21 protein-coding genes and 1 tRNA gene are annotated in these 23,646 nt (G+C 63.6%); 9 read left to right on the top strand and 13 right to left on the bottom strand.

Translation table 11 applies throughout. The features are described 5' to 3' along the window. From ACRCSW_RS11240 to xylA, 5 genes are all read left to right on the top strand, one after another. A partial coding sequence (locus tag ACRCSW_RS11240; RefSeq protein ID WP_438705107.1) for a substrate-binding domain-containing protein occupies positions 1-403 on the top strand: 403 nt, incomplete at its 5' end. 152 nt (positions 404-555) lie between these two features. Further along, positions 556-1,944 (top strand): sugar ABC transporter permease, encoded by a 1,389-nt coding sequence (locus ACRCSW_RS11235; RefSeq protein WP_438705105.1) that lies wholly within the window; start codon positions 556-558, stop codon positions 1,942-1,944. 12 nt (positions 1,945-1,956) lie between these two features. Further along, positions 1,957-2,721, top strand: coding sequence for an ATP-binding cassette domain-containing protein (locus ACRCSW_RS11230; protein ID WP_438705104.1), 765 nt, complete (start codon positions 1,957-1,959; stop codon positions 2,719-2,721). Further along, positions 2,721-4,157 carry a xylulokinase gene (gene xylB / locus ACRCSW_RS11225; RefSeq protein ID WP_438705102.1) on the top strand — a complete coding sequence of 479 codons (1,437 nt, stop codon included), beginning with the start codon at positions 2,721-2,723 and terminating at the stop codon, positions 4,155-4,157. The genes ACRCSW_RS11230 and xylB overlap by 1 nt, the downstream gene beginning before the upstream one ends. After that, positions 4,154-5,455, top strand: a complete 1,302-nt coding sequence (gene xylA / locus ACRCSW_RS11220; RefSeq protein ID WP_438705100.1) for a xylose isomerase — start codon at positions 4,154-4,156, stop codon at positions 5,453-5,455. The genes xylB and xylA overlap by 4 nt, the downstream gene beginning before the upstream one ends. On the opposite strand, the gene ACRCSW_RS11215 is transcribed toward xylA, so the two are convergent. After that, a complete protein-coding gene (locus ACRCSW_RS11215) occupies positions 5,446-6,327 on the bottom strand; it encodes a YihY/virulence factor BrkB family protein (protein ID WP_438705098.1) in 882 nt (293 codons plus the stop codon). The two genes, xylA and ACRCSW_RS11215, sit on opposite strands and share 10 nt — an antisense overlap. Positions 6,328-6,412: 85 nt before the next feature. Here ACRCSW_RS11215 and mgrA point away from each other — a divergent pair, with 85 nt between their 5' ends. Continuing rightward, positions 6,413-7,438 (top strand): L-glyceraldehyde 3-phosphate reductase, encoded by a 1,026-nt coding sequence (mgrA, locus tag ACRCSW_RS11210; RefSeq protein WP_438705096.1) that lies wholly within the window; start codon positions 6,413-6,415, stop codon positions 7,436-7,438. Positions 7,439-7,475: 37 nt separating this feature from the next. Here the strand turns inward: mgrA and ACRCSW_RS11205 are convergent, their stop codons facing one another. From ACRCSW_RS11205 to ACRCSW_RS11165, 9 genes are all read right to left on the bottom strand, one after another. Continuing rightward, positions 7,476-8,825: an esterase-like activity of phytase family protein gene (locus ACRCSW_RS11205; protein ID WP_438705094.1), complete on the bottom strand. Its 1,350-nt coding sequence runs from the start codon at positions 8,823-8,825 to the stop codon at positions 7,476-7,478. A gap of 136 nt (positions 8,826-8,961) precedes the next feature. Then, on the bottom strand, positions 8,962-13,500 hold the full coding sequence (gene gltB / locus ACRCSW_RS11200; RefSeq protein WP_438705092.1) for a glutamate synthase large subunit: 4,539 nt from the start codon (positions 13,498-13,500) through the stop codon (positions 8,962-8,964). Continuing rightward, positions 13,497-14,162 carry a DUF4328 domain-containing protein gene (locus tag ACRCSW_RS11195; RefSeq protein WP_438705090.1) on the bottom strand — a complete coding sequence of 222 codons (666 nt, stop codon included), beginning with the start codon at positions 14,160-14,162 and terminating at the stop codon, positions 13,497-13,499. Before ACRCSW_RS11195 ends, gltB begins: the two co-directional genes overlap by 4 nt. Positions 14,163-14,169: 7 nt before the next feature. Continuing rightward, positions 14,170-14,628, bottom strand: a complete 459-nt coding sequence (locus tag ACRCSW_RS11190; RefSeq protein WP_438705088.1) for a GFA family protein — start codon at positions 14,626-14,628, stop codon at positions 14,170-14,172. Next, positions 14,625-15,341 (bottom strand): hypothetical protein, encoded by a 717-nt coding sequence (locus ACRCSW_RS11185; protein WP_438705086.1) that lies wholly within the window; start codon positions 15,339-15,341, stop codon positions 14,625-14,627. Before ACRCSW_RS11185 ends, ACRCSW_RS11190 begins: the two co-directional genes overlap by 4 nt. Beyond that, the gene (locus tag ACRCSW_RS11180; RefSeq protein ID WP_438705084.1) at positions 15,338-16,060 is read right to left on the bottom strand and encodes a hypothetical protein; all 723 of its coding nucleotides are present in this window, start codon (positions 16,058-16,060) and stop codon (positions 15,338-15,340) included. Before ACRCSW_RS11180 ends, ACRCSW_RS11185 begins: the two co-directional genes overlap by 4 nt. Before the next feature lie 125 nt (positions 16,061-16,185). Beyond that, positions 16,186-17,622, bottom strand: a complete 1,437-nt coding sequence (locus tag ACRCSW_RS11175) for an NAD(P)-dependent oxidoreductase (protein ID WP_438705082.1) — start codon at positions 17,620-17,622, stop codon at positions 16,186-16,188. A 159-nt stretch (positions 17,623-17,781) separates the two neighbouring features. After that, a complete protein-coding gene (locus tag ACRCSW_RS11170) occupies positions 17,782-18,582 on the bottom strand; it encodes an undecaprenyl-diphosphate phosphatase (RefSeq protein WP_438705081.1) in 801 nt (266 codons plus the stop codon). Positions 18,583-18,586: 4 nt separating this feature from the next. Further along, a complete protein-coding gene (locus ACRCSW_RS11165) occupies positions 18,587-19,573 on the bottom strand; it encodes a complex I NDUFA9 subunit family protein (protein ID WP_438705080.1) in 987 nt (328 codons plus the stop codon). Between the two features lie 158 nt (positions 19,574-19,731). On the opposite strand from ACRCSW_RS11165, the gene ACRCSW_RS11160 reads away from it, so the two are divergent. Further along, a tRNA-Leu gene (locus tag ACRCSW_RS11160) sits at positions 19,732-19,816 on the top strand. A 212-nt stretch (positions 19,817-20,028) separates the two neighbouring features. Here the strand turns inward: ACRCSW_RS11160 and ACRCSW_RS11155 are convergent. Then, positions 20,029-20,787 (bottom strand): DUF1013 domain-containing protein, encoded by a 759-nt coding sequence (locus ACRCSW_RS11155; RefSeq protein WP_438705078.1) that lies wholly within the window; start codon positions 20,785-20,787, stop codon positions 20,029-20,031. 124 nt (positions 20,788-20,911) lie between these two features. Here ACRCSW_RS11155 and ACRCSW_RS11150 point away from each other — a divergent pair, with 124 nt between their 5' ends. Continuing rightward, positions 20,912-21,550: a ribonuclease T2 family protein gene (locus ACRCSW_RS11150; RefSeq protein WP_438705077.1), complete on the top strand. Its 639-nt coding sequence runs from the start codon at positions 20,912-20,914 to the stop codon at positions 21,548-21,550. Between the two features lie 227 nt (positions 21,551-21,777). Here the strand turns inward: ACRCSW_RS11150 and ACRCSW_RS11145 are convergent, their stop codons facing one another. Beyond that, positions 21,778-22,770 carry an NAD(P)H-quinone oxidoreductase gene (locus ACRCSW_RS11145; protein WP_438705075.1) on the bottom strand — a complete coding sequence of 331 codons (993 nt, stop codon included), beginning with the start codon at positions 22,768-22,770 and terminating at the stop codon, positions 21,778-21,780. A gap of 21 nt (positions 22,771-22,791) precedes the next feature. Then, positions 22,792-23,466: a COQ9 family protein gene (locus ACRCSW_RS11140; RefSeq protein WP_438705074.1), complete on the bottom strand. Its 675-nt coding sequence runs from the start codon at positions 23,464-23,466 to the stop codon at positions 22,792-22,794. A gap of 106 nt (positions 23,467-23,572) precedes the next feature. Here ACRCSW_RS11140 and rpsU point away from each other — a divergent pair. Continuing rightward, positions 23,573-23,646: 30S ribosomal protein S21 (rpsU, locus tag ACRCSW_RS11135; RefSeq protein ID WP_438705109.1), on the top strand; the 74-nt coding region annotated here is incomplete at its 3' end.

Below are 23,646 nucleotides of genomic sequence, written 5' to 3'. Positions count from 1 at the left end.
CGTTGACGCCGTTCTGTCGCAGAACGACGGCATGGCTGGTGGCGCGGCGGCGGCTCTTGCCGCTCAGGGCCTCAACGTTCCGCTGGGTGGCCAGGATGGCGACCTTGCAGCGATCAACCGGGTGGCCCGTGGCACCCAGACCGTGTCGGTCTGGAAGAACGCGCGTGACCTGGGCAAAGCTGCCGGCGAAATCGCCAGCATGATGGCCGATGGCACAGCAGTGGACGCGATCCCGAACGCGACCAAGTTCTCGGGCGGCGAGAAGGGCGTTGAAATGAACGCGATCCTTCTGGACCCGACTCCGATCACCAAGGACACGCTGAACCTGGCGATCGACGCTGGCCACATCACCAAAGAACAGGCCTGCGAAGGTGCCATGGAAGGCGTCGCTGCCTGCCAGTGATCTAGGCTGATCTACCGGCGCCGTCTGACTGGACGGCGCCGGACCTCTTTACCCATGCAGCTAGCCTTTCGCCCCAGTTGGGGCGGTTCTTGCGTGCATCTTGGCGCGCAATACCGGCACAGCCCTATCCCTCTCACCGGCTGGACGAGAATATGACCACCACACCCCATTCCCCGACATCGAACGCGCCTCAGGAGAGCGGCTTCAACCGTTTCCTGCGCGCGACAGAGATCGATCCCCGCCTTCTGGGCATGGTCGGAGCGCTTCTCCTGATCTGGCTGGCCTTCGAGGCCTATTCCACGATCGTGCTGGGGCGCCCGTCACTGCTTCTGGGCGCCGCCCAAGCGGACGCCAACGGCTTCCTGACCCCGCGCAACCTGTGGAACCTCAGCGTCCAGACGGCCTATATCGGGATCATGGCGACAGGGATGGTGCTGGTCATCATCACCCGCAACATCGATCTTTCGGTCGGGTCGATCATGGGTATGGTCGGCATGTACATGGGCCTTTTGCAGGTCGAGTACCTCACACCCGCCCTGGGGCTTGGCCATCCGTCGATCTGGATCATCACGGTGATCTTCGGCATCGCGATGGGCGCGCTGATCGGTGCTTTCCAGGGTGTGCTGATCGCGTTCCTGAACATTCCTTCCTTCATTGTCACGCTGGGAGGGCTTCTGGTCTGGCGCGGCGCGGCGTTCCTGGTCGCAGGCGGCAAGACCATCGCGCCCCTTGACGACACCTTCTCGCTGATCGGCGGCGGGTCGTTCGGTGCCCTTGGCCGGACCGGAAGCTGGATCTTCGGGGTTATCGCCTGCGTCTTCGTCGTCTGGGCCTTTATGAACGGCCGCAAATCTCGCCAGAAACACGGGTTTGCGCTGCGCCCGGTCTGGGCCGAGACCTTCGTGATCGGCCTTGTATGCGCAGTGATCATCGGCGCTACGGCGATGGTCAACTCTTATGTCTGGCCGCGCGGGAACATCCAGAAGTACTACACTGGGCTTGGCCAGGAAGTGCCCGTCTGCGCCCAGGAGAACGACATCTACTCCGGTGTCTGCGCCACGTTCGGCCATGGTTTCGCCTACCCGGTACTGATCATGATTGCGGTGGCGATCTTCATGACGATCCTGATGACCCGCACCCGGTTTGGCCGCTATGTCTTTGCCATCGGCGGCAACCCTGAGGCCGCCGCCCTGTCGGGCATCAACACGCGGGCTATGACGGTGAAGATCTTCACCCTGATGGGCGGCCTGGCCGGTATTGCGGCGGTCATCGGAGCAGCCCGCCAGAACTCATCCACCAACGCGATGGGCAACCTCGACGAGCTTTACGTGATCGCCGCCGCCGTTGTCGGGGGCACTTCGCTTGCCGGTGGCGTGGGCACGATCTACGGCGCCATCATCGGTGCGCTTATCCTGACGTCGCTCCAGACCGGCATGGTCCTGATCGGCTTTGGCGACGGGTCCTACCAGCGGATCGTGATCGGCATCGCGCTGGTCTTGGCCGTCTGGCTCGACATCGTCTACCGCAAACGCATCAAGTAAGGGGCTGACATCATGGTAAACAGAACCGGAACCCCGCTTGTCGAACTCCGCGACATCTCGATCGCGTTCGGGGGCATCAAGGCCGTGGATCACGTCACGGTCGACCTTTTCCCCGGCGAAGTGGTCGGCCTTCTGGGCCACAACGGGGCGGGCAAGTCGACGCTGATCAAGTGCCTCTCAGGCGCCTATCAGAAGGACTCGGGCCAAATCCTGATCAACGGCCAGGAGGTCGAGATCAAGGACCCCCGCGACGCCCGCGCCCAGAACATCGAGACGATCTACCAGACGCTGGCGCTGGCCGACAACCTCGACGCGGCGTCGAACCTGTTCCTTGGACGGGAACTCGTAGGACCGATGGGATTTGTCGACGAATCCAGGATGGAGGCTGAAACCCGCAAGATCATGGGCCGCCTGAACCCGAACTTTCGCAAGTTCAACGTGCCGGTCAACATGCTGTCGGGCGGGCAGCGGCAGTCCGTCGCCATCGCGCGGGCGGTCTACTTCAACGCCAAGATCCTGATCATGGACGAACCCACTGCCGCCCTTGGCCCGCACGAGACGCAGATGGTGGCCGAGCTGATCCACGAGCTGAAAGCGCAAGGCCTGGGCATATTCCTGATCGAGCATGACATCCACAACGTCATGAAGCTGTGCGATCGGGCCAGCGTGATGAAGAACGGACAGCTGGTCGGCACGGTGAACGTCAACGAAGTCACCGATGACGACATCCTGGGGATGATCATCCTGGGCAAGAAGCCCTCGCATCTGGCCGCGTGATGTATATCGGGCTGGATCTTGGAACGTCCGGCCTGAAGGGCGTCTTGATCGGCGAGGACCAGACCGTCCTTGCCGAGGCCACGGCACCGTTGACCGTATCGCGCCCGGCCGAGGGGTGGAGCGAACAGTCCCCCTCGGACTGGATCAATGCGGCCGAAACGGTGTTCGACAGGCTCTCCGCCAAAGGCTTGGCCGGGGTGCGCGGCATTGGTCTTTCGGGCCATATGCATGGTGCCACGCTTCTGGACGCCGGGGACGAGGTGCTGCGGCCCTGCATCCTCTGGAACGACACCCGCAGCCATGCCGAGGCCGCGGCGCTGGATGCCGACCCCAAGTTCAGGCGGCTGACCGGGAACATCGTCTTTCCAGGCTTCACCGCACCGAAGCTGGTCTGGGTGCAGCGCCATGAGCCGTCGATCTGGGGCCGGGTGGCCAAGGTGCTGCTGCCGAAGGACTATCTGCGCCTCTGGCTGACCGGCGATCATGTCGGCGAGATGTCGGATGCCGCCGGAACCAGCTGGCTGGACACTGGACAGCGCGACTGGTCGGACGAGCTCTTGGCAGCCACCGGGCTTTCGCGGGCGCAGATGCCGCGGCTGGTCGAGGGCTCGGACGTCTCGGGCTCTTTACGCGACGCGCTGGCCAAGCGCTGGGGTCTGCCGAATGGTGTGGTCGTGGCTGGGGGCGGTGGCGACAACGCGGCTTCGGGCGTGGGCGTGGGCGTTGTCCGGGCGGGTGAGGCCTTCGTCTCGCTCGGCACCTCTGGTGTGCTCTTTGCTGCGAATGATGGCTACCAGCCAGATCCGGCAACCGCGGTACATACCTTCTGCCATGCCCTGCCGAACACTTGGCATCAGATGGGCGTGATCCTGGCCGCGACCGATGCGCTGAACTGGTATGCTAACCTGGTGGGCGCCGACGCCGCGAAGCTGACGGGCGCGCTTGGCGACCTGCAGCCCCCCGGCAAGACCCTGTTCCTGCCCTATCTGGGCGGCGAGCGGACCCCGCTCAACTCGGCCAGCGTGCGGGGTGCCTTTGTCGGCCTTGAACACGCCACCGACCGGCAGGCCGCGACCCGTGCCGTCCTGGAAGGCGTCACCTACGCCATCCGCGACAGCCGCGACGCGTTGGCGGCCACCGGGACCAGGCTGGAGCATCTGCTGGCCGTCGGCGGAGGGTCGCGGTCGGACTACTGGCTCAAACTCATCGCCACAGCACTTGACTGCCCCGTTCAGCTTCCGGTCGCGGGCGACTTCGGCGGCGCCTTCGGGGCCGCCCGGCTTGCGATCATGGCCGCGACCGGGGCTGGTGCCGAAATCGCCACGCTGCCCAAGATCGCGCGCGTGATCGACCCCGATCCTGCACTAAAAGACGCCTTCGACGCCGGAGCAGCCCGGTTCCGCGCCGCCCAATCTGCCATCAAGGATCTGACATGACCGATTTCTTCAAAGGCATCCCGCAAATCAAATACGAAGGCGCTTCGTCGACCAACGAATTCGCCTTCCGCCACTACAACCCCGACGAGGTCATCCTCGGCAAGCGGATGGAGGACCACCTCCGCTTTGCCGTCGCCTACTGGCACAGCTTCGCCTGGCCGGGCGGCGACCCGTTCGGCGGCCAGACCTTCGAACGGCCGTGGTTCGGCGACGGGATGGCGCTGGCGAAGCTCAAGGCCGACGTCGCCTTCGAGATGTTCGATATCCTGGGCCAGCCCTTTTACTGCTTCCACGACGCCGACATGCGACCGGAAGGGGCGACCTTTGCCGAAAGCCTGAAGAACCTGAACGAGGTCGCCGACTACATTGGTGACAAACAGACGCGGCACAAGGCGAAGCTTCTCTGGGGCACCTCGAACCTCTTCTCGCACCGCCGCTGGATGTCGGGCGCTGCCACCAACCCCGACCCGGACGTCTACGCCTATGCCGCTGCGACCGTGAAAGCGAACATGGATGTGACCATGCGCCTTGGCGGGCAGAACTACGTCCTCTGGGGCGGGCGCGAGGGTTATGAGACGCTTCTGAACACCGACCTCAAGGCCGAACGCGAACATGCAGGCCGCTTCCTGCAGCAGGTCGTCGAATACAAATACAAGATCGGCTTCAAGGGGACGATCCTGATCGAACCGAAGCCGCAGGAACCCTCGAAGCACCAGTACGACTATGACGTCGCCACGGTCTATGGCTTCCTCAAGGACTTCGGACTGGAGAAAGAGGTCAAGACGAACATCGAACAGGGCCACGCGATCCTTGCGGGCCACAGCTTCGAACACGAGATCGCGCTCGCGGCCTCCTTGGGGATTTTCCACTCCATCGACATGAACCGGAACGACTATCAGTCCGGTTGGGACACCGACCAGTTCCCGAACAACCACCCCGAAAAGGCCGTGGCGTTCTACGAAATCCTGAAGGCAGGCGGTTTCACCACCGGCGGTGTGAACTTTGACGCAAAGATCCGGCGGCAGTCGCTGGACCCCGAAGACCTGATCCTCGCCCATGTCGGCGGGATGGACACCTGCGCCCGCGCTCTGAAATCGGCAGCGGCCTTGCTGGAATCGGGTGAGATGGAGGCTGCCAAGCAGGCCCGCTATGCCGGGTGGGAGACCCCGGTGGCCAAAGCGATGCTGAAGGGCAGCCTGGAAGAGGCCGCAGCCCGTGTCCTGGACGAAAAGATCGAACCCCAGCCGAAGTCGGGGCGGCAAGAGCGGCTGGAAAACCTCTGGAACCGCTACGTCTGATCCTGGTCTGGGGGCCCTGCCCGTCTAGGCCCCCGCAGGACTATCCGCAGACGCGCGTCAAGCTCGGCGTTGATCGCTCCGCCTAGAAGCACGGCCCAGACGCTGAGGTAAAGCCACATCATCAGGATTATCACCGCCCCGATCGAGCCGTAGATGGCGTTGTAGCTGTTGAAGTTCGCGAGATAGACCGAAAATCCGATTGAAACCCCCGCCCAGGCCGCTGCCGCGACCAGCACGCCGACCGTTATCCAGGGTGACCGGAACCCGCCGGGAACGTTGGGGCCGAACCGATAGAGGATCGACAGGCAGGTCACCACCAGAAGGAACATCGCACCCCAGGGCAGGACCTTGGTCAGCCAGGCCTCGAACGTCCCGAACTGGACGTAGCCAAGAAGGATCGGGACAACAACCACCGTCATCAGCGCTACGAACAGCGCGCCGATCAGTGCCACGGTCAGGACGAAGTCGACCACCCAGCCCCAAAGCCAACCTCTGGGCCGCGATCTGTGCACAACGTCCAAGCCCTGGGTCAGCGCGGAAACTCCCGCCCGGGCGGAGTAGAGCGCAATGCCAAGCGACAGGAACGTGGTCCAGCCAAGCGCGCCGCGTGGGGCACTGATAAGACCCATCACCTGATCATGCACCAAGGTCCGGGCCTCCGGTGGAAGGAAGCGTTCGGCAACCGTCAGATAGCCCGCGATGACCGTGGGGTCTGCCACCAAACCCCAAAGCGCGACGGCGGCGGCAAGGCCGGGGAAGACCGCGAACATCGCGAAGAAGGCCACCCCCGCCGCGATCAGGCCGAAGTGACCGTCGCCCATCCGCAGCGAGACCGCCACGGTGAAATCCCACAACTGTCGGACCTGCCTCATGCGCTTACCATCCCCCGGAAATCCGCCCCGCGCAACTTGAAGCCGCCCGCCCCAAGTGGAATGGTGGCGCGGACTGGAGGACACCATGACCTATACTCCCCGCGAAGACCGATATGACCGGATGATCTACCGCCGCTGCGGCCGCTCGGGCCTTAAGCTGCCGGCGATCAGCCTCGGGCTTTGGCACAACTTCGGCCATGACACGCCCCATGCGACGAAGCAGGCGATCTGCCACGCGGCCTTCGACCACGGCATCACCCATTTCGACCTGGCAAACAACTACGGCCCGCCGGCTGGCAGCGCCGAAGAGGCCTTTGGCGATATCCTGAAGACCGATTTCCGCCACGTTAGAGACGAATTGATCATCTCCTCCAAGGCTGGTTACCACATGTGGAACGGGCCCTATGGCGAATGGGGCAGCCGGAAGTACCTGATCGCCTCGTGCGACCAGTCGCTGAAGCGGATGGGTCTCGACTATGTCGACATCTTCTATTCCCACCGCTTCGACCCCGACACACCGCTTGAGGAGACCATGGGTGCCCTCGACCACATCGTCCGTTCCGGCCGGGCGCAGTACGTGGGCATCTCCAGCTACAACAGCCAGCGCACGCGTGAGGCGGTGGCAATCCTGAAGGACCTCGGGACACCCCTTCTGATCCACCAGCCGAGCTACAACATCCTGAACCGCTGGGTAGAGACCGACGGGCTGAAGGACACCCTGGCCGAGCTTGGCGTCGGCTCCATCGCCTTCATCCCGCTGGCACAGGGTATTCTGACCAACAAGTACCTGAACGGCATTCCCGAGGGCAGCCGCGCCTCGCAGGACAAGTCGCTGCACCCGTCGGTCGTCGAAAAGGCGCTGGGGTCGGTCCGCAGGCTGAACGCAATGGCCGAGGCGCGGGGCCAGACCCTGGCGCAGATGGCGCTGGCCTGGGTCCTGCGTGGCGGCGGCGTCACAAGCGCCCTGATCGGGGCCTCACGGCCCGAGCAAGTGGTGGACTGCGTCGGCGCGATCCGGAATCTGGAGTTCACCAACGAAGAACTGGCCCGGATCGACGCCATCTCGGAAGAGAAGGACATCAACCTCTGGGCCAAATCCTCGGACGACTGACGCAAAAGCCTACGATTTTTCGACGAAAAATCCCGGCTTACTTCGCCGCAAGAAGCTCGGGCACCGAAAGCAGCACGAACTCGTTGTCCGCAGCCTTGTCCAGCGCCCGGCCCGAGGAGTAGGGCAGGTTGTTGTCGACGGCCACCATGATGTGTATGTCGTCGACCTTCATCACGTCCTCGATGGTGACGAACGGGAGCGTAAACTTGCCCGCCTCACTGCCGACCGTCTCCAGCCGTGCCTTGGCTTCGGGGTCGGCGATGTTCATCAGGTCAATATGGCCGAGGCGCTTGACGAAGCCCTCGGCGTCGATCTGCGCGGTATCGATCAGCACCACGCGCTTCAGCATAGCAGGCATCGGGAAGCAGTCCGGCGCCGGATCGCCCGCACATTTCAGGCTGGCAGCGCCCTCGCCATTGTCGCGCTCGATCACCAGGGCCCGGGTTTCGTCGATGAAGTTGAAGTCACCAATCGCGGTCGCCCCTTCGGCCAGCGCGAATTTGAATTCGGCCCCGGTCCATTCGCCCTTTGCCGGATCAAAGGCCCGGACGCGAAGCGCCGTTCCGGCTGGCTGGCCGTCCTCGCCCAGAAGCGGCTTCTCCAGCATCGGCCAAAGGAGGTTCGACCCCGGCTGCAGCGCCATGCCCTCGTACCCGCCCGACCGCTGCACCGTCCAGTCCTTGCCCGCGACCGAGGTTGCGCTGATGCCGGGCGCTTCGGGGCTCTTCAGCTGGGTCTCGCCGTCCATCGTCGGGTAAACATCCAGCACCTTCCCATCCAACGCCACGCGCAGGATGTAGGGACCGAACTCCTCGCCGATCCAAAGCTCGCCGTTCAGGAACTGGATGCTCTCGGGGTCGAAGTCCGCGCCGGTCAGGTAGCGGCTGTCGGTGCCTTCATAGGCGATGCGGAAGGGCACCTTGAAATCGGGATCACGAAGGAACACCGTCTCTTTGACTTCGACAGTTCCCGCGGCGAAGTCCGGAGTCATGCGGTGGAAGAAGAGAAGCGCGTCGGGGCTGTTGCCCTTGGCGCCAAAGCCGTTGTCTGTCAGCACGAAGGTCGAGCCATCCTCGGCCAGGTTCATCGCAAAGCCTGAAAGACCCTGAAGCGGCTGGCCTTCGAACGGCATCGACAGACCCGTCGGCCGTTTACCGTGGTTCGCGCCGGTATCACCCGGCATCGTTCCGGCCTCCATGGCGCGGCCCGCCCCGGTGAACTTGCCGGACAGTGCTGCATCCTTCGGGGCATCAGCTGGTGGAGCGATAAAGGTCGCAGCCGGGATCAGGGCATGGCCCGCCAGCGTCGCCGGAAAGGCGATCTCGGCTGCGGCGGTCAGGGGAATGCAGGTCAGCGCAGTGCAGAGGGTCAGAACCCGGATGGTCATGGTGATGGTCTCCGCCAAAGGGGTGAACGATCCCTTGGTGCGACCCAAGCGTTACGGTTGCATGACAGCGCGGCCACGTTCGGACGACAGTCGCCGAAGGTAGGCGCCCGGCTCTATTCGAACCGGGCGCCCGATGTCACTCCGCCGGAACCTTGGCGACCTCGTCGCTAAGCGGATAGGCTAGACGGTCGATCATTTCCTTCGGGCAGACCTGCACGAAGTTCAGCCGCTCGCTGTCCCAGTTCGCCAGGACCCGCTCCGCCACCCGGCTTCCCGTCTCCTCCAGATGCCGGGCGATCAGGCCTTTCAGCTGCATCTCCCAATGCGGGTGGCCCACGGCGCAGGTCAGGATCGATTCGAGGTTCATGAAGTCCTCGGCCACCCCGTCCGGGTCGTAGACATAGGCCATGCCCCCCGTCATCCCCGCGCCGAAGTTAGCGCCGATCCGGCCAAGGATCACCGCCACGCCGCCGGTCATGTACTCGCAGCCGTTCGAGCCGCAGCCTTCGACCACGACCGACGCGCCCGAGTTCCGGACGGCGAAGCGTTCCCCGGCCCGGCCGCTTGCGAACAGGAACCCGTCGGTCGCGCCGTAAAGCACGGTGTTGCCGATGATCGTGTTCTCTTCGGCCTTCAGCGGCGAGGACATCAGCGGCCGTACGGTGATCGTGCCGCCCGACAGGCCCTTGCCCACGTAGTCGTTGGCGTCGCCCTGGACCTCCAGCTTCAGGCCACGGACGCTGAACGCCCCCAGCGACTGGCCGCAGGAGCCGTTCAGCTTGACCGTCAGATGGTCTGGCTGCAGCGCGTTCCGCATCCCGAACTTCTTGACGATGTGCGAAGACGCCCGCGTGCCGATGGTGCGGTGGGTGTTCCGCACGGCATAGGAAAGCTGCATCTTCTCGCCGTCTTCAAAGAACCGGTGGCCGTCGCGGATGATGTCGGCGTCCAGCGTGTCCGGCACCGCGTTCCGGGGTTTTGACCGGTCATAGGTGATCTTCTGCGACCCATCGACCGAGATCAGGAGCGGGTTCAGGTCGAGGTCGTCAAGGTTCGCGGCCCCCCGGCTGACCTGGGTCAGCAGGTCGGCCCGCCCGATGATCTCATCCATCGAGCGCGCGCCGATCTGCGCCAGGATTTCGCGGACCTCCTGCGCGTAGAAGGTGATCAGGTTCACCACCTTGTCCGCGCTGCCGGTGAACTTGGCGCGCAGCCGTTCGTCCTGGGTGCAGACGCCCACCGGGCAGGTGTTGGACTGGCACTGGCGCACCATGATGCAGCCCATCGCGATCAGCGCGGCGGTGCCGATGCCGTATTCCTCGGCCCCCATCATCGCGGCCATGACGATGTCGCGGCCGGTGCGCAGGCCGCCATCGGTGCGCAAGGTCACCCGCTCGCGCAGGTTGTTCATCGCCAGCACCTGATGCGCCTCGGTCAGGCCCATCTCCCACGGCAGGCCCGCATACTTGATGCTGGTCGCAGGGGAGGCCCCGGTCCCGCCGTTGTGCCCCGAGATCAGGATCACGTCGGCCTTGGCCTTGGCCACGCCCGCCGCGATGGTGCCGACGCCCGAGGAGGACACCAGCTTCACCGTCACCTTGGCGCGCGGGTTGATCTGCTTCAGGTCATAGATCAGCTGCGCGAGGTCTTCGATCGAATAGATATCGTGGTGCGGCGGGGGCGAGATCAGCGTCACCCCAGGCGTCGAATGCCGAAGCCGCGCGATCAGCGCCGTGACTTTCATCCCCGGCAACTGGCCGCCCTCACCGGGCTTCGCGCCCTGGGCGACCTTGATCTCAAGCTCCTCGCAGGCGTTCAGGTATTCGGCGGTCACGCCAAAACGCCCCGACGCCACCTGCTTGATCTTGGCCGACGGATTGTCCCCGTTCGGCTCGGGAGTGAAATGCGCCGGGTCCTCGCCGCCTTCACCGCTGTCGGACTTCGCACCGATCCGGTTCATGGCGACGTTGAGCGTCTTGTGCGCCTCGGGGCTGAGGGCCCCCAGCGACATGCCCGGCGTCACGAACCGCTTGCGGATCGAGGTGATCGACTCCACCTCCTCAATCGGCACGGGCTTGCCCAAAGTCTTGATGTCCAGCAAATCCCGCAGATGGATCGGCGGGTTCGCCCGCATCGCGGCCGAGTATTGCTTCCACAGATCATAGGACGCCCGGTCGCAGGCCGATTGCAGCATGTGCATCGTCTGCGCTTCCCAGGCGTGCTTTTCGCCCGACCGCCGCGCCTTGTAGAAGCCGCCAATCGGCAGCACATCCGCGCCGCCGAGCCAGCCCTTGCGGTGGACCTCCTCCAGCTTCTGCTCGACCCCGGTCAGGCCGATGCCCGAGATACGGGAATGCATGCCGGGGAAGTATTCCGCCACCATGGCACGGCTTAGACCCACAGCCTCGAAGTTCAGACCCCCGCGATAAGACGAGACCACCGAGATCCCCATCTTCGACATGATCTTCAGCAAGCCGGCATCAATCGCATCCCGATACCGCCGCATCGCATCCGTCAGGCTTCCGTCCAGAAGCCCCCGCTCAAGCCGGTCCGCAATCGAATCCTGCGCGATGTAGGGGTTCACCGTCGTCGCCCCAGACCCGATTAGCACCGCGAAGTAGTGCGGGTCGATGCACTCCGCCGACCGCACGTTGATCGAACAGAAGGTCCGCAGGCCCTTGCGCGTCAGCCACGAATGCACCGCAGACGTGGCAAGGATCATCGGCATCCCCACGCTCGAAGGCCCCTGATGCTCATCCGTCAGCACCAGCTGCCCGGCACCCGAGCGCACCGCGTCCTCGGCTTCCGCCCGGATGCGTTCCAGCCCCAGCCGCAGATCGTCCAGCCCCTCGCCCACCGGGAAGGTGCAGTCGATGAAGGCTACCTGGTCCCCAAACCGCTCCACCATCACTTCGAACTCGCGGTTCGCGATGAAGGGGCTTTCCAGCACCAGGATTTCGGTCTGGCTGGAGTTCTCGTCCAACACGTTCCGCAGGTTCCCGAACCGCGTTTTCAGCGACATCACCCGCCCTTCGCGAAGCGAGTCGATGGGCGGGTTCGTCACCTGGCTGAAGTTCTGACGGAAGTAATGCGACAGCGGCCGGTAGACCGACGACAGCACCGCAGGCGGCGTGTCATCGCCCATCGAGGCGACCATTTCCTTGCCGTCCTCGGCCATCGGCGCCAGCACCTGCTCCAGTTCCTCCAGAGTGAACCCCGCCGCGATCTGGCGCTTCCGAAGCTCTCCGCCCGTGAAGGTCTGCGTCTCTGGCACGTCCTTCAGAAGAACGTTCAGATCGACGATCTTGCCCACCCAGTCCCCATAAGGCTGGGCTGAGGCGAGTTTGTTCTTCATCTCGACATCGTGGTAGAGCTTGCCCGCCACCATATCGACCGCGATCATCTGCCCCGGCCCAAGCGCGCCCTTTTCGCGGATCGTGCTTTCGTCCACCGGCACCATCCCGGCTTCCGAGCCCGCAATCAGCAGCCCGTCACCCGTGATGACATAACGCATCGGGCGCAGGCCATTGCGGTCCAGCCCCCCGCAGACCCAGCGCCCGTCGGTCATCGCCAAAGCCGCCGGCCCGTCCCAGGGCTCGATGACCGAGTTGCAGTAGGAATACATGTCCGCCCAGGCCTTGGGCATGTTCACCGTCTGCTTCGACCAGGCCTCCGGCACCAGCATCGTCTTCGCCATAGGAGCAGAACGTCCCGACCGCACCAACACCTCGAACACCGCATCCAAGGCGCCACTGTCCGATGTACCCGCCGGGATGATCGGCTTGATGTCTTCCGCCGCCTCGCCAAAGTTGTTCGAGGCCATGCGAATTTCGTGGGACTTCATCCAGTTGACGTTGCCCTTCAGCGTGTTGATCTCGCCGTTGTGGGCCAGCATCCGGAACGGCTGCGCCAGCCACCACTGCGGGAAGGTGTTGGTCGAATACCGCTGATGATAAATGGCGAAGGCGCTTTCGAACCGCTCGTCCATCAGGTCGGGGTAGAAGGTCGCCACCTGCTCGGCCAGCATCATGCCTTTGTAGATGATCGACCGGCAGCTAAGGCTGCAGAGATACATCCCCTGGATCCCCGCCGCCGTGGCCGCTTTCTCGATCCGCCGCCGGATGATGTAAAGCTCGCGCTCAAAGCGTTCCTGGTCGATGTCCTTGTCGCAGCGGATCAGAATCTGCTCGATCTCGGGCCGCGTCGCGTTGGCCTTTTCGCCCAGGACCGACACATCCACCGGCACATGCCGCCAGCCATAGATGTAATGCCCCATGCGCAGGACTTCCGACTCCACGATGGTCCGGCAGCGTTCCTGAGCGCCAAAGTCCGTCCGCGGCAGGAAGACCTGCCCCACGGCAATCAGCTTGTGAACGTCCGGCTCGTGCCCCGTCCGGCGCACCTGGTCGTGGAAGAACTTGACCGGAATCTGCACATGGATCCCCGCCCCGTCGCCAGTCTTGCCATCCGCATCGACCGCCCCCCGGTGCCATACCGCCTTCAAAGCGTTGATGCCGTTCTCCACAACCTTGCGGGAAGGCTTGCCACTGATCGAGACGACAAGCCCCACGCCGCAGGACGAATGCTCGTCCTCCAGTTTGTACAGCCCGTTCGCATCCAGCCACGCGCGCTTTTCCTCTTCGGCCTGCACCCAGGCGGCGTCATACTTGGTCATGCGAAGATCTCCTGTAGACCAGAACCCGGGCGCCTGTCTCTTTGCGCCTCGGTGATGGATTTTATCAAGCGGATGAACAGCACCGACGACAGCAGCGAAATCGGCGAGGTGATCAAATCCACGATGTTGGCGAACCGGTAGTCCGCCAGCGTCTCGGCGTTCCGCCAAAGCCGGAAGCTCAGGTTGCCGAGAAGGCTCGAAACGACCCAGCTCGCCCACCAGTAGCCCGCGAAACTGGGAAGCGTTGCGCGAATATCGTCCCCGGGGTTGTGCGAGCTGTTCCAGGTCTGCTTCATCGCCTCGTAGGGCTTCCAGAGCGACAGGATCGGGATGAAGAACCATCCGACCGACCAGCCGGGCGTGATCCTCTCAGGCGTCGGATGGATTTGCCGCGCGTTCCAGCTGGCCCGGTAGATCCACGTGCAGCAGAAAAGCCCCGAGACCACGAAGACCCCAAGATAGGCGAAGCCCACCACCATGGTAGCCGTTTCGATCTGGTCTGCCTCGGCATCGCCGATTGTCCCGGCCTCGAGCCAGCCAATATAGAAATGGTAGTAGAGGCTGTTCGCGGCATAGACCACCTCGGTCGCCACGACCACCCAAACCAGCGCGACACAAGTCCTGGCGAGCCCGTCGAGTTCGTATTTCAGCTTGTCCTGCATGATGCCCTTACTCACTGGCCAAGAGTGCAAACCTGGCAACGCAGTCCGCCCGGGTCAGAACCTGCCGCCCCTCGCCCGCGAAGGCATAGCTGTCGGGCTTGTGGTCGATGTAGATCTCGTTCGTCATAGTCAGACCGTTGGCATCGTCGAAAAGGCCGATCGGCAGCTCGAGATTGCCGGAATAAGGCCCCTCCACTGTCACACTGAACCAGAGGTGCGACCCGCACTCCCGGCACCAGGCCCGCTCGCCCCACCCCGAGGTCTGCCGCTTGGCGATATGCTCCGCGCCCTGCCACTCCACGTTCCCCACCGGCACCGTGATCCCCAGCAAAGCCGAGCCGGTCCACTTCCGGCACATCACACAATGGCACACGCCGAAGTTCATGCCTGTCAGCTTGGCCTTGAACCGAACCGCCCCGCAAAGGCACCCGCCGGTTCGTTCAAGGTTGATGTCGTCGTTCGTCATGGCGCAGCCCTCGCGGCCGGATCACGACACTCGGCAGATATCGACATTGTTGACCAGAGACCCGCACTTCTCTTCTCAACTTCCTCGACCGGGTCTGCAACCTCGGCGCACGCATCGCCAGAACATGCATTGGCATCAATCTCGGTAAGCCGAAACAGCGCTTCGAAGTCAAACGGGGGGGCGGCATCGGGGGCCAGAGGATCCGGCGCGCAACGGATCGACACCGAAAGCCTCCCAGTGTCGCTTTCGGTGTGGCGCAACATCGAGTCGGAAAGCCCCCACAAATTCAAAGTCACCGGGTCGAACTCACGGCCGCTGAAACTGCCGCTCAGGTCAGCATCGGTCAGTTTGACCGAAAAGTCCCATAGCCCCTGACAAATCTCGACGGTTGCGTTCAGCGCGATTTTGTCGGTCGCCGGCAATCCGTTCCCGTTGACTGGCATCTGTACGGCGTAAGCGTCACATGGAAATTCCCGAGCTTCAAGTTGCCCACCCTTGCGTTCGCGGATCTGGCAGACCGGCGACGCCTTAATCTCTTGCAACAGATTTGGCACGGACAGTGTTGCCCGGATCAGTCTTTGGTGCGGGCCATTGCAGGACGGGTCGCCGGTTACAACCTCATAGCCTGCCGAGTGTACCGGAAGCTTGGCCTCCTCGGCAGATGCGCTTGTCGCCCCGATTGCCAGCAGCAGGATGATCGCGCGCGCCGTCATTCTTCGATCCGCGGCCGTAGCGCGACGGGTTGAACTGTGGCCCAAGGTTCTTCCACCCCAGCCGTAAGCGCATCGCAGTCATAGATCGGCTGGGCCGCAAGAAACCCCTCTTCCCCCGGAAAGATGAACTGCACCGGGCTGCCGTCGATCGGCAGCCACTGGCCGTCGCCCAGGTCGGTCTCGCCCGGCCCGGCGAAGAAGAGCCGCCATTCGGGGTTCAGGTACTCGTTCCCGCGTGAGCGCCGGATGACGTTGCCCTCGCGGTCGTACTCGGTGAAGTCCACTTCCGTCTGCGACAGCGTGATCCCGTCGATCACCACGGTCTGCCCGGTCAGCCGGTCATAGCCCGAGGCCCGGCTGCCCGTGCCATCCTCTTTCGACAGACCGAAATCCCAGGTGTCCGTGCCTTCAGCGATCAGTTCCGAGAAGCTTGCCGGGTCAGCGGGCGCCGGGTCCAGCACCTGCTTGACCGGATCGTAGCTTTCAACCCACTGCCCCTCGCTGTCGATGCGCGAGTAGAAGAACGGACCTTCCTGATCCATATCTACCCGCCACTGGTCACCGGGGTTGTCAGCCTCGCAGCGGTAGTAGTGCGAGACCCGGCAGGCCTTGGCCTGCACGGTCATGAACACCTCGCAGCCCTCGGGAGCCGTCCAGGTGCCGGCGAGGGTTGGGGTGGCCGGGGTCGCCAGCAGGGCAAGGATCACAAACTTCCGCATCACAGTTCCACCTGTCGAAATGGGTCACACATCCTGACGTTTGACTTTTCCTCTATCCTCCGCGCGTAGAGACGGAACCAAGATGAAAGCAAGACGAGAACAAGACGCTTCATCAACGATTAACCTTACTCCGCCGCCACCGCTCCGGTCTGGTTCAGATAGCCCAGGATTGCGTCAGCCGCCTCACGGCCGTCGCGGATGGCCCAGACCACCAGCGAGGCTCCGCGCACGATGTCGCCTGCGGCGTAGACGCCGGGAAGGCTGGTTTCGTGGGTGCGGAAATCGGCCTTGATCGTGCCCCAGCGGGTGACCTTCAGCTCAGGCACGCCCCAGAGCGTCGGCAGGTCTTCCGGCTCGAACCCCAGTGCCTGGATCACCAGATCGGCGGGCTCGACATAGTCGGCGCCCTCGATCAGCTCCGGCGTCTGGCGGCCGGTCGCATCTGGCGCGCCAAGGCGCATCTTCTGGACCATGACGCCTTCGACTTCGGTGCCGCCGGTGAAGCCTTTGGGAGCAGAAAGCCACACGAATTCAACACCTTCTTCCTCGGCATTCGCCACCTCGCGCTGCGAACCCGGCATGTTCGCCCGGTCACGGCGGTAAAGGCACTTCACCGACAAAGCCCCCTGGCGGATCGCCGTCCGCACGCAGTCCATCGCCGTATCGCCGCCACCGATCACCACGACGCGCTTGCCCGAGGCGTTCAGCTCGCCAGAGTCAAACTCGGCCACCTCATCGCCAAAGCCCTTGCGATTGGACGCTGTCAGGTAGTCCAGCGCCTTCACGACACCCCTTGCCCCAACGCCCGGCGCCTCGATGTCCCGCGACTTGTAGACGCCGGTCGCGATCAGCACCGCGTCGTGCTGGCCCCGGATCGCGTCAAAGGTGATGTCCTCGCCCACATTGCAGTTGGCGACGAAATCGACACCACCCTCGCGCAGTTGGTCAATCCGCTGCATCACAACGGGCTTTTCCAGCTTGAAGCCCGGAATACCATAGGTCATCAGGCCCCCGGCGCGGTCATAGCGGTCATAGACCGTGACCTGCACGCCCTGCCGCCGCAGCACATCCGCCGCCGCCAGGCCCCCCGGCCCAGCGCCGATGATCCCGACACTTTCTGGGCGTTCCGCGTGCGGGCGGATCGGCTTGACCCAGCCTTCCTCCCACGCGGTGTCGGTGATGTACTTCTCGACCGCCCCAATGGTGACAGTGCCGTGGCCCGAGCTTTCGATGACGCAGTTGCCTTCGCAAAGCCGGTCCTGCGGGCAGATGCGGCCGCAGATTTCGGGGAAGGTGTTGGTCGCCTGAGAAAGCTCATAAGCCTCCTGCAGGCGCCCCTCGGCGGTCAGCTTCAGCCAGTCGGGGATGTTGTTGTGCAAGGGGCAATGCGATTGGCAATACGGCACGCCGCACTGGCTGCAGCGCCCGGCCTGTTCGGCGGCCTTGCGGTCGGCGTACTCGCGGTAAATCTCGTGGAAATCCTGCGCGCGCGAAGATGCATCACGTTTCTCCGGCATTTCCTTGCCGACAGTGACGAACTTAAGCATCTTTTGCGTGGCCACGGCTGCGCCTCCCAACGAACCCCAGGGAGCGCCTTCCTACAGCCCTTCAGGCGATAAGAAAAGTCAGCATAGTTTACCTAATAACAGGTTTTTCGGGGGATGCGGCAGGAAAGCTGACGTTTTCGTCGCACATTAGGTCAGCAATGCTTCCAAACATTCTCAGAATCCAAAAGAAAGCGCCACAAGTGCGACGCTTCCAACGATGATTCGCCACCAGCCGAACAGCGCATAACCATTGCGGCTGATGAAATTCAGCACCCAGCGGACGACCAGAACCGCCGTCACAAAGGCCACGGCAAAGCCCACGGCAATTTCCCAGACCGCGCCAAAGTCCAGGACATTGCGGTTCTGGAAAAGATCATATCCCACCGCCGCGCCCATCGTCGGAAGCGACAGAAGGAACGAGAACTCCGCCGCCGCCCGCTTCTCGACACCCATCAGCAACGCGCCAACGATGGTCGCCCCCGACCGCGACACCCCCGGCACAAGAGCCATGCACTGGAAGAAACCGACGGCCAGCGCTTTGCGAAAAGGCAGGCCCAGGGCGTCGAAGTGGACCGGAGCGGGTGCGATCCGGTCGATAACGATAAGGACGACCCCGCCCAGGATCAGCATTATCGCGATCAGCATCGGCGTTTCGAAGAGTACCGTCTTCACAAAGTCATGCGCGATGACCCCGATCACCACGGCAGGCAAAAACGCAAGCAGCAGCGAGACAACTGCCCGGTGCGCCGCCTCATCATGCCGGGCGCGCAGCAAAAGCCGACCGACCAAGGATGCATAGACCGAAAACAACGCCAGTATCGCGCCAAGCTGGATCACGACCTCGAAGGTCTTGCCTTCACTCTCGAAGCCCAGGAAATGCCCAGCCAAGAGAAGGTGGCCGGTCGAGGAGACCGGCAGGAACTCGGTCAATCCCTCCAGAAGACCCAGGAACGCTGCCGTCAGAGTAGTGTCCAAAGGCTCAGGCCTTTTTCAGGTTCTTGGCTGAATCCTTGATCGCCGCATACTGGCCCGAGGGGCGGTAGCGCCAGAGATATTCCGGCAGCACAGCCTCCATCGCCGTGGGGGTGATGCCAAGATCGGCAAGGCCCTTTGCACCCGGCGAGACGACATTGTCATGGCGCAGGTTCTTCACCTGGTCGCGGGTGATCATCTTGTTCTCGATCAGGCCAAGCGTCGCCGCCTGCACCATGTCGAAGCCGAACCCCATGATCCGCGCCAGAAAGAACGGGACGTTGACGATCGCACGGCGGCGCTGAATGACCTTCAGCATCCGGCCCATGAGGCCGCGGAACGTGTCAACCTCCGGCCCGCCAAGCTCGTAGATGCCGGGCGCGGCCTGGCCGAGGATTCCTTTGACCGCCGCGTGCGCCACGTCGTCGACATGGACCGGCTGGAACTTCGTCTCGGCCCCGACCACGGGCAGGACCGGCCCCATCCGGGACATGGCGGCGAAGCGGTTGAAGAACCCGTCCTCGGTGCCGAAGACAATCGACGGCCGCAGGATTACGGCGTTCGGGAAGGCGGCAAGGACTGCGGCCTCACCTTCCGCCTTTGTGCGGGCATAGTCACTGTCCGAGCCCTTGTCCGAGCCGATCGCCGACAGCTGGACCAGCGTCTGAACGCCTTCAGCCGCCGCCATACGCGCGATCCGGCCCGCGCCTTCCGCCTGCACGGCGTCAAACGTGTTCTTGCCCGACCGGTTCAGGATGCCGACGCAGTTCACCACCGCATCAGCGCCCCGGATCATCGCCCTTACGCTCGCATCGTCGCGGATATTGCAGGCCAGCGGCTCCACCTGTCCGGGAGTGCCATAGGGCTTGACGAACAGCGCCTCATTCGGGCGGCGGACGGCCACGCGCACCCGCCAGCCTTCTTTCGCCATGCGACGGGCGATGTAGCGACCCACAAAGCCCGAACCGCCGAAGATGGTGACCAGCTTGCTCATGCACGCGCTCCCCAAAAGGTGCCTGGAAGGCCCCTGAAACTCGCCGGATGAATATCCCCGCGGCCCTGTGCGGGCAAGGCAAAAGCAGTGCGGCGAATTTTCAACCTCGGCCCGTTGACTCTGCCCATGGCCACCGTTACATCGCGGCTCACGACATCGCCCAGATGGCGGAATTGGTAGACGCGCTGGTTTCAGGTACCAGTGCCGCAAGGCGTGGAGGTTCGAGTCCTCTTCTGGGCACCATTTACCCACTACCAAGGGTAAACCACTGCGGAACAAGGGGTTCCGCCCTTAGCATCTCAAGGGATAGCCGACGGTTCGCACCAGCTTGCGGACGCGCTGCCGCGCAACCCGAACGCCGTGAGCAACGAAAATGCCCGATCGCGGGTGCGCGACCGGGCGTGTGTTTAACTTCGCAGCCGACTGGCTGGCCTTAAGCCTACCGGAAGGTCAGATCAGCGCCGACGTGGGTCTTCGTCGTCATCGTCGTCATGCGCACCACCGGGCAGGTTGAAGAAACTGTCGGCATCCGAGAAGTCCGCCGCCGAGCTTTCTTCTTTCTCGTCTTCGCCCACAACCTCAAGCCCCGTGAGCGGCGAGGGCATCCGCGCATCCGGCGCCATGCCAAGCGACTGCTCGGTCGAGACCAGCTTCCGCCGTTCGTCATCCGACATCACGCTGCCCTCGGCGGCCTTCTTGCGGGCGGCGGCCTGCACTGCGGCATCAAGCTCGGACTGCTTGCAGAGGCCCAGAGCAACGGGGTCGATCGGCTGGATGCTGCCAATGTTCCAGTGCGTCCGTTCGCGGATCGACTGGATCGTGGGCTTCGTGGTGCCGACAAGCTTGCCAATGGCGCCGTCCGACAGTTCCGGGTGGAACTTGACCAGCCAGAGAATGGCGGCCGGGCGGTCCTGGCGCTTTGACAGGGGCGTGTAGCGCGGGCCGCGGCGCTTTTCTTCGCCAACGGCAGCAGCGTTGAACTTCAGTTTCATCCGATAAAGCGGATCAGCCTGCGCGCGGTCGATCTCGATCGGGTCCAGCTGGTTGTTCGCGATCGGGTCGAAGCCCTTGACGCCGGCGGCCACGTCGCCATCGGCGATGCCCTGCACTTCAAGCTCGTGCATGCCGCAAAAGTCAGCGATCTGGGCGAAGCTGAGCGTCGTGTTGTCCACCAGCCAGACGGCAGTGGCCTTGGCCATAAGTGGTTTCGACATCGGATCTCTCCTTTACAAACCTTCCCCGTGCCGGGAAAACGGCGGCGGGCTGACCCGCGAGTTCCACGTTTTCAGGGAATTCAGGGGCCCATATAGGGCCGAATTGCAAGAAGGGAAAGCGGAAATGCGCCGGATTCTGATGGCTCTCGCGGCTTTGTGCTGGGGCGGGGCCGCCTCGGCCGAAGGTGAACGGGCGGGAGACTTCGACTATTACGTGATGTCGCTCTCATGGTCCTCGGCCTGGTGCGAGCTGGAAGGCGACGCGCGCGACGACCCGCAATGCGATGCCGGTCGGGGCCTGACGTTCGTCCTTCATGGGCTTTGGCCGCAGTACGAGGAAGGCTGGCCCTCCTACTGCCGGACAGCCGAACGCGACCCGAGCCGCGCGATGACCGCGGAGATGGCCGATATCATGGGGGGCGCCGGACTGGCCTTCTACCAGTGGAAGAAGCATGGTCGCTGTTCGGGGCTTTCGGCTGACGCCTACTTCCAGACCGCCCGGCAGGCATACGAAAGCATCACGGTGCCCGAGTTCTTCGAAGACGTCTCCCGTCCGCTGACACTGCCGGCAAGCGTGATCGAGGATGCCTTCCTTGAGGCAAACCCCGGCCTTCAACGCGATCAGATCACCATCACCTGCAAGGATGGCCTTATCCAGGAGGCCCGCATCTGCCTGTCGCCCGATCTTTCGCCGCGCCGATGTGGCAGCGATGTGATCCGCGACTGCCGTCTGAATGACGCCGTTCTAGAGCCGGTACGGTAGGATTGGTGGCGGGACCGGCAATATGAAAAGCAAGTGCTGAGGGGAAGTTTGGGGAAAAATGCTTTCTCAAATCGTCGATGCCTTCCGGCGACTGGGGTTGCGCCTTCGGGCCAAGTCTTGGATCGAAACTTCCGATCCCGCCTGAAATCTGTTTACCCTAGGTCACCGAGCTTTGCGCGTGAAGAAACCGTCAATCGTGCGGGGGCCAAGCTGAGGTAAGGATTTCCTTACGGATTGACCCTGAGCACGATCTTTCCCACATGCCCGCCAGACTCGATCCGCCAATGCGCGGCAGGGGCTTCGGGCAGCTCGTACTCGCTGTCCATGACCACTTTCAGCGCCCCCCTTTCGATCATCGGCCAGACATGCGCCTCGACCGCCTGCGCGATCCGGGCCTTCGCAAGGTCGGATTGCGGGCGCAGGGTTGATCCGGTCAAGACCAGCCGCCGGGTCATCACCTCAGCCAGGTTCAGCGTCACCTTGGCCCCTTGCAGGAAAGCGATCTGCACCAGCCGCCCGCCATCGGCCAGGGCCTTGATATTCCGCTCGACATAAGGCCCGCCCACCATGTCGAGGATCAGGTTCGCCCCGCCCGCCGCCCGCATGCCGCTGACGAAGTCCGCCGTGTGGTAGTTGAACGCGGCCTCCGCCCCCAGCTCTCTGCAGACCTCGCACTTCTCATCCGACCCGGCGGTCGCAAACACCCGCGCACCAAGGGCGGCGGCGATCTGGATCGCTGTCGTGCCGATCCCGCTCGTCCCGCCATGGACGAGGAACCGCTCTCCCGCCCGCAAGGCCCCCCGCATGACCACGTTCGACCAAACGGTGAAGCAGGTTTCGGGCAGGCAAGCCGCCTCTCGCAGCGACAGGCCTTTGGGGATCGGCAGGGCATGGGCCTCGGGCGTCGCGACATATTCCGCATAACCGCCCCCGGGCAGAAGCGCGCAGACCTGATCGCCGATCTTCCATCGCGAAACGCCGGGCCCGACCTCAACCACAGTGCCCGAGCATTCCAGCCCCGGCAGGGGCGAGGCCGAGGGCGGTGGAGCATAGGCCCCCATCCGTTGCAGCGCATCGGGCCGGTTCACCCCTGCATAGGCCACGCGGATGATGATCTGGCCGTGGCCCGGCACCGGCACCGGGACCGTTGCGGGCGTCAGCACATCAGGCCCGCCTGGTGAGGAAATCTCGATCGCGAGCATGCTGTGCGAAAGGGTCATGTCGGTCCTTTTGTAGCCGTCTCAGCCTTGATGCCGGCCGGGCAGGTCATCAGGCAGTTTTGGCGCACGAATGCTTTCGAAAAGCTTGCCAGGACCAGCGAAAAACACTTTGCCCAGCGGATTTTCCCGGAAACTCGCCTTCAGCTTCTCGAACTGCATGACCTGCTCGATCCGCCGGTCCAGGAAATCCCAGGTCGCCTGATGGTCTGCCGAATCGTCACCCAGCCAGTACAGCACCGTTGCGCCATAGACGCCCGAGAGCGTTGCGCGCTTGGTGTACCAGTTCAGATCCTCGGACGTATCGCCCAGTGCCACCCAGATTCGGTCCGCCGTACCCCAGATCGCCCGTGCCCCGTCCGCTGCGTGCTGGGGCAGCGAGAAAAGCGTGGTGCCCCGCCGCACCAGCTCACGGTCGGCAAGCTCCAGCCGGGCACGCACGGCAGCCGCAATCCTGTCGCGGTAGCGCAAGGCCGAAAGATCAATGGTTTGCAGTCGCTCGACCATCTTGGCGTCGCCCCGCGCATGATAGGCCAGCGCAAGGTCCACCCCGCCGCGCGGGAAGAAAGACCGGGCCAGGCCTGCTGAAACACCTGTTTCGACAATCGCTGCCTGCAGTGTCCGCTCGGACCAGCCGTCGAATGGGACATGCGCGAGGGCCGCGTCCAGAACCCGCGCCTTCATCTCGTCTTCAGCCATCGCACCCTCCTCTGCCTCGCGGTAGACAAGCCGCGTGCCCTTTGTTATAGGCCGCGGGCCTGCACAACTTTGTGCAACTCTAACTTAGGAAGGTGGTGACAACCACATGCAGGTCAGCGTCCGCGACAATAACGTCGAACAGGCTCTCCGTGCCCTGAAGAAAAAGCTTCAGCGCGAAGG

It is taken from the genome of Tabrizicola sp. (genome assembly GCF_051645465.1).
Classification (GTDB): Bacteria; Pseudomonadota; Alphaproteobacteria; order Rhodobacterales; family Rhodobacteraceae; genus Tabrizicola.
This window is presented reverse-complemented; position numbering and strand designations above follow the sequence as displayed.

What these genes read in the sequence shown, in the direction of transcription:
- ACRCSW_RS11235 (WP_438705105.1), top strand. Translation starts at nt 556, where the DNA reads ATGACCACCACACCCCATTCCCCGACATCGAACGCGCCTCAGGAGAGC.
- ACRCSW_RS11230 (WP_438705104.1), top strand. Translation starts at nt 1,957, where the DNA reads ATGGTAAACAGAACCGGAACCCCGCTTGTCGAACTCCGCGACATCTCG.
- xylB (WP_438705102.1), top strand. Translation starts at nt 2,721, where the DNA reads ATGTATATCGGGCTGGATCTTGGAACGTCCGGCCTGAAGGGCGTCTTG.
- xylA (WP_438705100.1), top strand. Translation starts at nt 4,154, where the DNA reads ATGACCGATTTCTTCAAAGGCATCCCGCAAATCAAATACGAAGGCGCT.
- ACRCSW_RS11215 (WP_438705098.1), bottom strand. Translation starts at nt 6,327, where the DNA reads ATGAGGCAGGTCCGACAGTTGTGGGATTTCACCGTGGCGGTCTCGCTG.
- mgrA (WP_438705096.1), top strand. Translation starts at nt 6,413, where the DNA reads ATGACCTATACTCCCCGCGAAGACCGATATGACCGGATGATCTACCGC.
- ACRCSW_RS11205 (WP_438705094.1), bottom strand. Translation starts at nt 8,825, where the DNA reads ATGACCATCCGGGTTCTGACCCTCTGCACTGCGCTGACCTGCATTCCC.
- gltB (WP_438705092.1), bottom strand. Translation starts at nt 13,500, where the DNA reads ATGACCAAGTATGACGCCGCCTGGGTGCAGGCCGAAGAGGAAAAGCGC.
- ACRCSW_RS11195 (WP_438705090.1), bottom strand. Translation starts at nt 14,162, where the DNA reads ATGCAGGACAAGCTGAAATACGAACTCGACGGGCTCGCCAGGACTTGT.
- ACRCSW_RS11190 (WP_438705088.1), bottom strand. Translation starts at nt 14,628, where the DNA reads ATGACGAACGACGACATCAACCTTGAACGAACCGGCGGGTGCCTTTGC.
- ACRCSW_RS11185 (WP_438705086.1), bottom strand. Translation starts at nt 15,341, where the DNA reads ATGACGGCGCGCGCGATCATCCTGCTGCTGGCAATCGGGGCGACAAGC.
- ACRCSW_RS11180 (WP_438705084.1), bottom strand. Translation starts at nt 16,060, where the DNA reads ATGCGGAAGTTTGTGATCCTTGCCCTGCTGGCGACCCCGGCCACCCCA.
- ACRCSW_RS11165 (WP_438705080.1), bottom strand. Translation starts at nt 19,573, where the DNA reads ATGAGCAAGCTGGTCACCATCTTCGGCGGTTCGGGCTTTGTGGGTCGC.
- ACRCSW_RS11155 (WP_438705078.1), bottom strand. Translation starts at nt 20,787, where the DNA reads ATGTCGAAACCACTTATGGCCAAGGCCACTGCCGTCTGGCTGGTGGAC.
- ACRCSW_RS11150 (WP_438705077.1), top strand. Translation starts at nt 20,912, where the DNA reads ATGCGCCGGATTCTGATGGCTCTCGCGGCTTTGTGCTGGGGCGGGGCC.
- ACRCSW_RS11145 (WP_438705075.1), bottom strand. Translation starts at nt 22,770, where the DNA reads ATGACCCTTTCGCACAGCATGCTCGCGATCGAGATTTCCTCACCAGGC.
- ACRCSW_RS11140 (WP_438705074.1), bottom strand. Translation starts at nt 23,466, where the DNA reads ATGGCTGAAGACGAGATGAAGGCGCGGGTTCTGGACGCGGCCCTCGCG.